Raw genomic sequence first — 2,006 nt, 5'->3', positions numbered from 1 at the left:
GGCTCCTCCAGCGCCGGGGCCGTCCCCTGGACCACGGGGGCGACCCCGGTGACGGCTCCCGCCCCGCGCCCGGCGGCCCCACCGCCGCATGACCGGCCACCCCGCGGACCCCGGCTCCGGAGCCGGGCCCCTCCTCGGCGTACTGCTGCCGGCGACCGCGCTGCTCGCCGTGAGGGCGCTGTACGTCCTCGGCGCGGCGCTCGCCCGCCACCACAACCCGGCGGCGGGCTGGAGCCGCCTGCGCACCGGCTGGTTCCTGTGCGGTCTCGGCCTGCTGGGCCTGGCGCTGCTGCCGCCGGTGGCGTCCTTCGCGTACGAGGACTTCCGCGGCCACATGCTCCAGCACCTGCTGATCGGCATGTACGCCCCCCTGGCGCTGGTCCTGGGCGCCCCCGTCACCCTGCTCCTGCGCACCCTGCCCGTCCGGCACGCCCGGCGCCTGTCCCGTGCACTGCGCAGCCGGCCCGTGCACGTGTGCGCCCACCCGGCCACCGCCCTGCTCCTCGGTGTGGGGTCGCTCGTGGCGCTGTACTTCACGCCCCTGTACTTCACGCCCCTGTACGGCGCCACGGCCGGCCACGGGCCGTTGCACCACGTCCTGCACGCGCACTTCCTGCTCTCGGGCGCGCTGTTCGTCCGGTCCGTCGCCGGGCCCGACCCCGGGCCGGCCCGGCCGGGGGTCCCCGCGCGGCGGGTCGTCCTCGGTGTCGCGATCGCCGCGCACGCCACCGTGGCGCAGATGATGTACGCGGGGCTCCACCTGCACGTCCGGGCTCCGCTGGAGCAGATCCGCGGCGGCGCCGAACTCATGTACTACGGCGGTGACATCGCCGAACTGCTCCTCGCGGCCGCGCTGGTCGCCACCTGGCGCCCCACGCGCCGCACCCCGAGGGCCCTCCTCGCCGGAGGCGGGCGGCGGACTGTCCGAAAGTGACCCCATCATTTCGCTCAGGTCGGGCATCGGCCGTGCTTGCACCCTTCCGGTTCCTAACATGTCCGTCCTACGAACGCTGCTGTTCCCCGACCGGGTGAGGCCTGGATGCGACAGGAGTCGTGGCGCCCCGACGCCATCGACACGAAGGTGCCCAGCGTGGCACGCATGTACGACTACTTCCTGGGGGGTGAGGACAATTACCAGTCGGATCGCGACGCGTGCGAGGAACTGCTGAAGCAGGTGCCGAGCACCAAGGTGCTGGCCGTCAACAACCGGCATTTCCTGCGGCGGGTGGTCCGGGTGCTGGCGACCGAGTACGGCATCCGCCAGTTCATCGACCACGGGTCCGGACTGCCCACGCAGGACAACGTCCACCAGGTCGCCCAGGCCGTGGACCCGGAGTCGCGGGTCGTCTACGTCGACAACGACCCGATCGTCCTGGCGCACGGGCGGGCCCTGCTGGAGGAGAACGACCGCACCGCGGTCATCCAGGCCGACATGCGGGACACCGACGGGATCTTCGGCCACGAGGAGACGCGGCGGCTGATCGATTTCAGCCGACCTGTGGCCGCCCTGTTCGTGTCGGTGATGCACTGCATCCCGGACGAGGACGACCCCGCGGCCCTGATCCGGAGCGTGGCCTCCCGTCTGGTGCCGGGCAGCTTCCTCGTGATCTGCCAGCTCGTCAGCGACCGCCCCGAAATCCGCTCCTTCGTCACCGACTTCATGGCCGAGAGCACGGGTGGCCGCTGGGGGCGCGTGCGGGAGGAGCACGAGGTCAGCGCGTACTTCGACGGACTCGAAGTCCTGGAACCCGGCCTGGTCGAGGTGTCGACCTGGCGGCCCGACACCGACCTCGCACCGGTGCAGCCGTCCGACGAGTGGCTGGAGTGGGGCGGCGTGGGCCGGCTCCCGTAGCGCACCGCCACGGCACGCGACCCCGCGGCCTCGGGCACCCCGTCCCCCCGGACGGTGTCCGGGGCCGTTCCGTACCTCCGGCCAGCCCTGCGAGGCCCCGAAGCGGAGGCCCCGGAAGAGACCCTCAGAGGGTGGAGAGTCGTTTGTGCAGGGT

The 2,006-nt window shown here is 72.8% G+C and carries 2 protein-coding genes; both read left to right on the top strand.

Translation table 11 applies throughout. From position 1 onward, the window contains the following. Window positions 1-88: 88 nt before the first annotated feature. The gene (locus IH00_RS0126675; protein WP_031077918.1) at window positions 89-934 is read left to right on the top strand and encodes a cytochrome c oxidase assembly protein; all 846 of its coding nucleotides are present in this window, start codon (window positions 89-91) and stop codon (window positions 932-934) included. A 105-nt stretch (window positions 935-1,039) separates the two neighbouring features. After that, window positions 1,040-1,852, top strand: coding sequence for an SAM-dependent methyltransferase (locus IH00_RS0126670; RefSeq protein WP_031077917.1), 813 nt, complete (start codon window positions 1,040-1,042; stop codon window positions 1,850-1,852). The last annotated feature ends 154 nt before the right edge of the window (window positions 1,853-2,006 follow it).

Source organism: Streptomyces sp. NRRL S-118, from assembly GCF_000716335.1.
GTDB lineage: Bacteria > Actinomycetota > Actinomycetes > Streptomycetales > Streptomycetaceae > Streptomyces.
Note: the sequence above shows the minus strand (reverse complement) of the source record. Positions and strands in the feature narration are given on the sequence as shown.

Coding starts and splice junctions, on each gene's coding strand:
- IH00_RS0126675 (WP_031077918.1), top strand. CDS start 89: ATGACCGGCCACCCCGCGGACCCCGGCTCCGGAGCCGGGCCCCTCCTC.
- IH00_RS0126670 (WP_031077917.1), top strand. CDS start 1,040: ATGCGACAGGAGTCGTGGCGCCCCGACGCCATCGACACGAAGGTGCCC.